Source organism: Mesorhizobium sp. M0751, from assembly GCF_040320265.1.
In the GTDB taxonomy this organism is placed as follows: Bacteria; Pseudomonadota; Alphaproteobacteria; order Rhizobiales; family Rhizobiaceae; genus Mesorhizobium.
In genome coordinates this window covers 483,123-492,021 of the sequence record NZ_JAMYPH010000004.1, presented here as the reverse complement: position 1 = coordinate 492,021, position 8,899 = coordinate 483,123, and the positions used below count along the sequence as shown (strand labels likewise).

The window sequence follows — 8,899 nt, the reverse complement described above, 5'->3', positions numbered from 1 at the left end:
CAGTAGGGCAGTAGGGCAGTAGGGCAGTAGGGCAGTAGGGCAGTAGGGCAGTAGGGCAGTAGGGCAGTAGGGCAGTAGGGCAGTAGGGCAGTAGGGCAGTAGGATATCGCTTCCGAGCACGCTTCTCCGCAATTCACCACATACTGCCGTACTGCCCTACTCCCCTAACTATCTGCTCCGGCGCCGCTCCGATGCCGGCTGGAACGCCACGCGGGCGTGGTACTTGCAGTAGGGCCCGGTTTCGGCGGCGTCGTTGCCGCAGAAATGGAAGTCTTCCGAAAGCGGATCGCCGTTCGGCCATTTGCAGGTGCGCTCGTTGAGCTCGACAAGTTGCAGATGCCGCGAGATCGGCACGACGACGTTCTCGACCGGGCGGATATAGTGGCGCGCCACCGGTTCGGCATCGAACTGCGCCTTGAGCGCGGTCGCACCGATCGACATCGACGTCGTGGTATGGCGGGTGGCGCTTGCTGCCCGCGACACCGATTTCTGGATCGTCGATCCCTGTACCGTCTTCTTCTGGCGTGCCGGTGAGGCGGTCGTGCGTCCGCGACCGGACAGTTTCAGCCGGTGCACTTTGCCGATGACCGCATTGCGGCTGACCCCGCCAAGCTGTGCGGCGATCTGGCTGGCGCTGAGGCCCTCCGACCACAATTTTCTGAGAAGTTCGACTCGCTCGTCAGTCCAGTTCATGAGACCGCGCTCCTGCTGAAATGTACGGCAATCGGAATCCATTCCCGACCCGGCTTCTGCCGGGCAGACACCACATATATCGGGTGATTAGGTCCGCCGCACGAAATCTAGTTATTTCTCTACTACAATTACCTTATGCGCTGACTCGGTGACAAGAGTCCCAAGGCCAACACGAATCGGTTTTTTCGGTTTTCCCCAACTTGCCCGGTCGCTTATGAGCCGGCGTTATGCTGGGGGGCTTGCCGCGCGACCTTGCGCGACCTTTTCGTTGACTTCACGGCCGAAAAACACGATAAGCCACAAGGGCCGCCGCTTTGGCGGCTTTTTGATTTTTCCGGTTCCGGAGACGCATATAATGAGCGGTTCGGCGCTTTTCGAGACCTTTGTTCGCGCACCCTTGGCTTTCGACCACGGTGAAGGCACCTGGCTGGTCACCGACAAGGGCGAGCGATATCTCGATTTCGCCGGCGGCATCGCCGTGAATTCGTTGGGCTACAGCCATCCGCATCTGGTCGCGGCCCTCACCGAGCAGGCCGCCAAGCTCTGGCACGTCTCCAATCTGTACGAGATTCCGGGACAGAGCCGGCTCGGCGAGCGGCTGGCCGACGCCAGCTTCGCCGACAAGGTGTTCTTCACCAATTCCGGCGCAGAGGCGCTCGAATGCGCCATCAAGACGGCGCGGCGCTACCACTTCGTCAACGGCCATCCCGAGCGCTACCGCACAATCACCTTCGAAGGCGCCTTCCACGGCCGCACCCTGGCGACCATCGCCGCCGGCGGCCAGTACAAGTATCTGGAAGGTTTCGGCCCCAAGGTCGACGGGTTCGACCAGGTCGGTTTCGACGATATGGATGCCGCCGAAAAGGCGATCACGCCTGAGACCGCGGCGATCCTGATCGAGCCGGTGCAGGGCGAGGGCGGCATCAGGCAAGTGCCGACGCAATCGCTGAAGCGCCTCAGGCAGCTCTGCGATCAGCACGGGCTGCTCCTGATTTTCGACGAGGTCCAATGCGGCGTCGGCCGCACCGGAAAGCTGTTCGCGCATGAGTGGGCGGGTGTCACACCCGACCTCATGGCGGTGGCCAAGGGCATCGGCGGCGGCTTCCCGATGGGTGCCTGCCTCGCCACCGACGAGGCGGCGGTCGGCATGACCGCCGGCGTGCACGGCACCACCTTCGGCGGCAATCCGCTGGCAATGGCGGTCGGCAACGCCGTGCTCGACGTGGTGCTGGAAGACGGCTTTCTCGAAGACGTCCGGCGCAAGGCACTGCTGTTGAAGCAGGGGCTCGCTGGCGTCGCCGACGAATTTCCGGATGTTATCGAAAGCATCAGGGGCACCGGCCTGATGCTCGGGCTTAAATGCGCGATGCCCAACACCAAAGTCACGGTGGCACTGCGTGACCAGCATCTCTTGACGGTTCCGGCCGGCGACAACGTTATCCGCCTGCTGCCGCCTCTCACCGTCACCGACGCCGAGATCCACGAAGCGCTCGAGCGCATTCGTGCCGGCGCCAAGAGCCTGGCGGATGCCATTGTCGCTGCCGCTGCGAAGTAATCCTGGAATTCCTGATGTCCCTTCGCCATTTCACCGATCTTTCCGCCGTTTCTGAAGGCGATCTGCGCTTCATGCTCGACGACGCAGCTGTGCGAAAGGCAAGGCTCAAGGCCGGCGAACGCAGCAAGCCGCTCGAAGGCAAGGTGCTGGCGATGATCTTCGACAAGCCGTCGACGCGCACGCGCGTGTCGTTCGACGTCGGCATGCGGCAGTTGGGTGGCGAGACGATCATGCTGACCGGCACCGAGATGCAGCTTGGCCGCTCCGAGACCATTGCCGACACGGCCAAGGTGCTGTCGCGCTATGTCGATGCCATCATGATCCGCACCACCTCGCATGACCGGCTGCTGGAACTGACGGAAAACGCTACGATCCCCGTCATCAACGGGCTGACCGACGAGACCCATCCCTGCCAGCTGATGGCCGACATCATGACCTTCGAAGAGCACCGCGGTCCGGTGGCCGGCAAGACGATCGCCTGGACCGGCGACGGCAACAACGTGCTGCATTCGCTGCTGGAGGCATCTGCGCGCTTCCATTTCAAGCTGAACGTCGCCGTGCCCGAGGGCAGCGAACCGGCCCAGAAGCATGTCGACTGGTCGAAAGCCAATGGCGGCAAGCTGAAATTCACCCGTTCGCCCGAGGAGGCCGTTCACGAGGCCGATTGCATCGTCACCGACTGCTGGGTGTCGATGGGCCAGGAGCACCGTGCCCGCGGCCACAATGTCTTCCTGCCCTATCAGGTCAATGCGGCACTGATGGCGAAAGCCAAGCCGGACGCGCTGTTCATGCACTGTCTGCCGGCGCATCGCGGTGAAGAGGTTACCGACGAGGTCATCGACGGACCGCATTCTGTGGTGTTCGATGAGGCCGAGAACCGGCTCCATGCCCAGAAGGCGGTCTTGGCCTGGTGCCTGGGCGCTTGATAAGGGCCGCCTTGATCCGGGCTGGCCTGATCTGCGCCGCGTTGATCCGGGCCGCCTTGATCCGGGAGTGGGTGGTGCCTATCTCAGGCGCATCACGCAAATCGAGCGCGTCTCGTCGCATGCGCCCCGGAGGGCGGCATCGCCGCGCCCCGGAGCTTTGTCATGTTGGAAACTCATCAATTGGCTGAACATAAACCCAAGCTCGGCGAATTCGGCTACGCTGGCGACGACCATGTCGTGCCGTTCGAGGTCGGCCCGCTCGACGTGCGCGGCCGCACCGTCCAGCTCGGGTCGATGCTCGACGCTATTCTCAGCCGCCACGACTATCCAGAGCCGGTCGCCCGGCTCCTGGCCGAAGCCTGTGTGCTGACGGTATTGCTCGGAACTTCGCTGAAGTTCGAGGGCAAGTTCATTCTGCAGACCCGTACCGACGGGCCGGTCGACATGCTGGTCGCGGATTTCTCCACGCCGCACGCGCTGCGCGCTTATGCCCGCTTCGATGCCGACCGGCTGCAGGCTTTGACTTCTGCCGGTGAGACGTCACCGCAGACGCTGCTCGGCAGCGGTGTCCTGGCGCTGACCATCGACCAGGGCGCCCACACGCAACGCTACCAGGGCATCGTCCAGCTCGACGGCGTCACGCTGGAAGATGCCGCACGCACCTATTTCCGCCAGTCGGAGCAGATTCCGACCGACCTCCGGCTTTCGGTTGCCAAGCTTCTGACGCCCGGCGTCGGCGGTGCCCGCGAGCAATGGCGGGCCGGTGGCCTGCTGGCACAGTTCCTGCCGCAGTCGGCGGAGCGCATGCGCGTACCCGACCTTCCCGGTGGCGACGGCGATCCGCGTGAGGAAATCCACGACCCGACCGACAATTCCTGGCAGGAGTTGCTGGCGCTGCTTGGTACTATTGAACCGACCGAGCTGATCGATCCGACGATCGGCGCCGAACGGCTGCTTTACCGGCTTTTCCACGAGCATGGCGTCCGCGTCTTCGGCGGGGTGCCGGTCGCCGACCAGTGCTCATGCTCGAGGGAGAAGATCCGCGGCATCCTCGAAGGCTTCTCCGCCGAGGAGATCAGGGACAGCACCGAGGATGGCAGCATTCACGTGGCCTGCGAATTCTGCTCGAAACAATATGACTTCGATCCGGCGGAATTTGCAGCGGCTCAATAGCGAGCGTCAGTGCGGCTGCCTTCGCAGAACTTGGATTCCCTCGCCCCGCAAGGCGGGGAGAGGAATCCAAGTGAACGTCAATTGACGGTGCGCCGCGTGCCCGGCAAATCGAGCGAGAAGGCGGGGATGGCGACGTCGAACGTCTCGCCCCGCTTGTTGCGCATTGTGTAGTGCCCGACCATGATGCCGGACGGGGTCGAGAGCGGGCATCCAGACGTATACTGATAGCTGTCGCCGGGGTTGAGTCCGGGTTGCTCGCCGACGACCCCGGGGCCGCGCACTTCCTCGACCTTGCCGGTGCCATCGGTAATGTGCCAGTAGCGTGACAGAAGCTGCACGAACTCGTCCGACTGATTGTCGATGGTCACCTGGTAGCCCCAGACATAGCGGTTTTGCGGCGGGTCGGAGTGATCCTCCAGATAGAACGGCCTGACCTGCACTTCGATGTTGCGGGTGACGGCGCTGTACATAAACTGCTCCAAAGCAATGTAGATGGAACTTTCGATGCTCAGCGCAGTTTGGTCAACGATGCGCGGCATCTTCTTGCCCGATCTCAAGCGCAGGTGCCGAAAAACAATGTCATTTGAGTGACACATGACAATGATGGTGTGCAGGCTTGTGCCGGGCGACTCAGCGTTTTGTCGAATTGTTGAAAACGGCCGTCATGCGGCCGGCATTTCTGGAGTGACCAGATCTCGATGGAACCGACATTCGCAGCCGCTCTCCTTTCCATAGCCCTCCTTCTTTCAAATCTCGCCAGCATCCTGTTAGCCTCGCTGAAGCTGAAGCGACCAGCCAAGATTGCACCGCCCGCGGCCAACGCGCCGCCGGTATCGATCGTCATCCCGGCGCGCGGCGTCGAGCCGTTTGCCGAAGAGACGCTGGAGCGCGCCTTCTCCCTCGACTGGCCGCGCTACGAACTCATCTTCTGCGTCGCCCATGCCGACGACCCGGTAGTCAAGCCGATCAACGCCGCAATGGCGCGCTTTCCAGCTATTCGCGCCCGTCTTCTAGTCGGTGACGACCGCATCAGCGGCAATCCAAAACTCAACAATTGCGTGAAGGGTTGGGAGGCGGCGCATTATCGCTGGGTCATCCTTGCCGATTCCAACGTGCTTATGCCGAGCGATTACGTCCAGCAGCTGCTGGCGGCCTGGCGGCACGACACCGGCCTCGTCTGCTCGACGCCGATCGGCTCGCGGCCGGACGGTTTCTGGGGGGAGGTCGAATGCGCCTTTCTCAACACGCTGCAGGCACGCTGGCAGTACGCTGGAGAGGCGCTCGGCCTCGGCTTCGCCCAGGGCAAGAGCATGTTGTGGAACAAGCCGATGCTCGACGCCAATGGCGGCATCCGCGCGCTTGCCGCCGAGATCGCCGAGGACGCCGCCGCGACCAAGCTCGTCAACCGACTCGGACTGCGGGTCAATCTTGTCGCCTCGCCATTCGAACAGCCGCTCGGCCGGCGCACGCTTGGCGAGATCTGGTCGCGGCAGGCGCGCTGGGCGCGGCTGCGCCGCGTCACCTTTGCACTGTTCTTTGCCCCCGAGATCCTGATCGGCGCGGCGCCGCCGCTGGTGCTTGCGCTGGTTGCCGCGGCTGATGCCGGCGTCAGCCTGCCGGCCACCGCCACCGCCGTGCTGGCCGCGGCCTACCTGCCGGAATGCGCCTTGGCCTCGGCCAAGGGGTGGCACCTGTCGCTGCGCACCATCCCGGCGATGATGGTTCGCGACTGCATGCTGCCGGCGATATGGGCGCGCGGATGGCTGAGCGGCGCCGTCGATTGGCGAGGCAATGTGATGACTATCCAGACCAAGGCCGTCGCGGAGCTGGAAGAGACCCCGTCCGGCGCCTGATCGGCGCGTCCCCGCTCGCCTCTGTTCGGCCAGCCCTTATCCGGCAGCTCTCAGCGCCTGCTCGATGTCTTCGAGCAGATCGTCGGTGTCCTCAAGGCCGACTGACAGCCTGAGCGTGCCCGGTCCGATGCCGAGCTCGGCGCGGGCCTCATCGGTCAAGTTCTTGTGCGTCGTCGTCGCCGGATGGGTGATCAGGCTCTTGGCGTCGCCGAGATTGTTGGAAATCAGCACGACGTCGAGTGCGTTCTGGAAGGCAAAGGCCGCCTGCTTGCCGCCCTTCACATCCAGGCAGATCAGCGTCGAGCCGCCCGACATCTGCTTCTTGACCACGGCCGCTTGCGGGTGGTCGGCGCGGCCGGGATAGATGACGCGGGCGATTTGCGGGCGCTCGGCGAGGAAATCCGCGATGCGGCCGGCACTTTCCGTCTGCTGGCGTACGCGCAGCGGCAGCGTCTCCAGGCCTTTCAGCAGCGTCCAGGCATTGAAGGGCGAGAGGCTCGGGCCGGTGTGACGGAAATAGTCATGCAGGTTCTCGTCGATCCATTTCTTGTCCGACAGGACGATGCCGCCAAGACAGCGCCCCTGGCCATCAATATGCTTGGTCGCGGAGTAGACGACGATGTGGGCGCCGAGCTGCAGGGGTTTCTGCTGCAAGGGCGTGGCGAAGACATTGTCGACGATCAGCCTGGCGCCAATCGAGTTGGCAAGTGCGGCGACGGCGGCGATGTCGACCACTTCCAGCGTCGGATTGGTCGGGCTTTCCAGGAAGAACAGTTTGGTGTTCGGCTTGACCGCTTTTTGCCAATTGGCGATGTCTGTGCCGTCGACCAGCGTTGCCTCGATGCCATATTTCGGCGCCAGCGTCTCGATCACCCAGCGGCAGGAGCCGAACAGTGCGCGCGCCGCCACGATATGGTCGCCAGCCTTGGCGCTGCACAGCAATGCTGCCGTCACCGCCGCCATGCCGGATGCAGTGGCGCGCGCGTCCTCGGCTCCTTCCAGCGCGCACATGCGTTTTTCAAACATGTCCACGGTCGGATTGGCATAACGCGAATAGATGAAGCCCGGCTCCTCGCCCTTGAAGCGGGCTTCCGCCGCTTGCGCCGTCTCGTAGACATAGCCTTGGGTGAGATACATCGCCTCGGAGGTCTCGCCGAAGCCAGAACGCAGCGTCCCGGTATGCACGAGTGCGGTCTGAGGCTTCCAGTCGCGCTTCTTGGTCATCATTCTATCCAAACACCAAAATTGGTCCAAACAACAAAAAACCGGTCGCGAAAGTCGCAACCGGTCCATATGGCCTTGCGGCCCGACGGTCCTTTAGCGACTTGTTTAACGTGGCTGCAAGCCGACCGGCCAAATCACCACGGGATAACGAGCTTTAGACCCGCGCCACGCTTGCGTCAATTGCCGGCATGATTAAGAGGGTTGTACCAAGCAGGTGCCAAAGGCGTCCACGGTCGGACCTGCGACAGAACAAGACCTCGCCCGGCGTTCGAACGGAGCCAGACCCTTGCGGCAGACAGGCATTCTTCCCGATCAGGATATTTCCGCGCTGTTCCAGACGGGCGCGCTGAAATCGACGCGCACGCTCGATGCCGATCAGATCCAGCCGGCCAGCCTTGACCTCAGGCTCGGCGACAAGGCCTGGCGGGTGCGTGCTTCCTTCTTGCCCGGCCCGGACCACAGAGTTGTCGACAAGCTCGACCGGCTGAAGCTGCACGAGATTAACCTCGCCGAAGGTGCTGTGCTGGAAACCGGCTGCGTCTACATCGTGCCGCTGCTCGAAAGCCTGGCGCTGCCCGCGCATATTTCGGCTTCGGCCAACCCGAAGAGCTCGACCGGGCGGCTCGATATCTTTACCCGGGTGATGACCGACCGTGGCCACGAGTTCGACAAGATCGCCGCCGGCTATGAAGGCCCGCTCTATCTGGAGGTCAGCCCGCGCACCTTCCCGATTGTGGTGCGGACAGGCTCGCGGCTGTCGCAGATCAGGTTCCGCACTGGCAATGCGCTCTTGTCGGAAAGCGAGCTGCACGAACTGCACCGCGCCGAGATGCTGGTCGCCACCGAACCGCCCAACATCTCAGGCGGCGGCATCGCGCTGTCGATCGACCTCGACGGCGACAAGGATGGGCTGGTCGGCTATCGCGGCAAGCACCACACCGGTCTGGTCGACGTCGACAAGCGCGCCGCGCAGGATGTCGTCGATTTCTGGGAGCCGCTCTACAAGAGCGGCGCCGGCGAACTGGTGCTCGATCCGGACGAATTCTATATTCTGGTGTCGCGCGAGGCGGTGCATGTGCCGCCGCTCTACGCCGCCGAAATGACGCCCTTCGATCCGCTGGTCGGCGAGTTCCGCGTCCATTATGCCGGTTTCTTCGACCCGGGTTTCGGCCATTCGGCGTCGGGCGGCACCGGCAGCCGGGCGGTGCTCGAGGTGCGTAGCCACGAAGTGCCGTTCATCCTCGACCACGGCCAGATCGTCGGACGGTTGGTCTACGAGCACATGCTGAAACGGCCGCAAGCGCTCTACGGCACAGACCTCGGCTCGAACTATCAGGCGCAGGGCCTGAAACTGTCCAAGCATTTCCGCGCCGCGCGCTGAGGTTGGAACAGCCAATCTCCCCCCTCGTGGGGGAGATGCCCGGCAGGGCAGAGGGGGGCGCGAAGGATCGCGGCCTTCGTGTTGAGGCAGGTGA

At 63.4% G+C, this 8,899-nt stretch carries 8 protein-coding genes and 1 riboswitch; of the genes, 5 read left to right on the top strand and 3 right to left on the bottom strand.

Going from position 1 to position 8,899, the window contains the following annotated elements:
• Positions 1-168 precede the first annotated feature (168 nt).
• The gene (locus NKI19_RS10135) at positions 169-693 is read right to left on the bottom strand and encodes a GcrA family cell cycle regulator (protein WP_352488224.1); all 525 of its coding nucleotides are present in this window, start codon (positions 691-693) and stop codon (positions 169-171) included.
• 355 nt (positions 694-1,048) lie between these two features.
• Here NKI19_RS10135 and NKI19_RS10130 point away from each other — a divergent pair, with 355 nt between their 5' ends.
• The 3 genes from NKI19_RS10130 (at position 1,049) to NKI19_RS10120 (ending at position 4,347) form a co-directional block, all read left to right on the top strand.
• Positions 1,049-2,248 carry an aspartate aminotransferase family protein gene (locus tag NKI19_RS10130; protein WP_352488225.1) on the top strand — a complete coding sequence of 400 codons (1,200 nt, stop codon included), beginning with the start codon at positions 1,049-1,051 and terminating at the stop codon, positions 2,246-2,248.
• 14 nt (positions 2,249-2,262) lie between these two features.
• Positions 2,263-3,174 (top strand): ornithine carbamoyltransferase, encoded by a 912-nt coding sequence (argF, locus tag NKI19_RS10125; RefSeq protein WP_352488226.1) that lies wholly within the window; start codon positions 2,263-2,265, stop codon positions 3,172-3,174.
• A 162-nt stretch (positions 3,175-3,336) separates the two neighbouring features.
• Positions 3,337-4,347, top strand: a complete 1,011-nt coding sequence (locus NKI19_RS10120) for an Hsp33 family molecular chaperone (RefSeq protein WP_352488227.1) — start codon at positions 3,337-3,339, stop codon at positions 4,345-4,347.
• A gap of 77 nt (positions 4,348-4,424) precedes the next feature.
• On the opposite strand, the gene apaG is transcribed toward NKI19_RS10120, so the two are convergent.
• Positions 4,425-4,817 (bottom strand): Co2+/Mg2+ efflux facilitator ApaG/CorD, encoded by a 393-nt coding sequence (gene apaG, locus NKI19_RS10115; RefSeq protein ID WP_254816331.1) that lies wholly within the window; start codon positions 4,815-4,817, stop codon positions 4,425-4,427.
• Positions 4,818-5,045: 228 nt separating this feature from the next.
• Between apaG and NKI19_RS10110 the strand changes: the two genes are divergently transcribed.
• Complete coding sequence (locus NKI19_RS10110) at positions 5,046-6,200, top strand: ceramide glucosyltransferase (RefSeq protein ID WP_352488228.1); 1,155 nt, start codon at positions 5,046-5,048, stop codon at positions 6,198-6,200.
• 36 nt (positions 6,201-6,236) lie between these two features.
• On the opposite strand, the gene NKI19_RS10105 is transcribed toward NKI19_RS10110, so the two are convergent.
• Entirely contained in the window at positions 6,237-7,427 is a 1,191-nt protein-coding gene (locus NKI19_RS10105; protein ID WP_352488229.1) for an O-succinylhomoserine sulfhydrylase, read from the bottom strand.
• 70 nt (positions 7,428-7,497) lie between these two features.
• Positions 7,498-7,575: riboswitch (SAM riboswitch) on the bottom strand.
• 135 nt (positions 7,576-7,710) lie between these two features.
• Here NKI19_RS10105 and NKI19_RS10100 point away from each other — a divergent pair.
• The gene (locus tag NKI19_RS10100; RefSeq protein WP_352566449.1) at positions 7,711-8,805 is read left to right on the top strand and encodes a 2'-deoxycytidine 5'-triphosphate deaminase; all 1,095 of its coding nucleotides are present in this window, start codon (positions 7,711-7,713) and stop codon (positions 8,803-8,805) included.
• Positions 8,806-8,899: the final 94 nt, after the last annotated feature.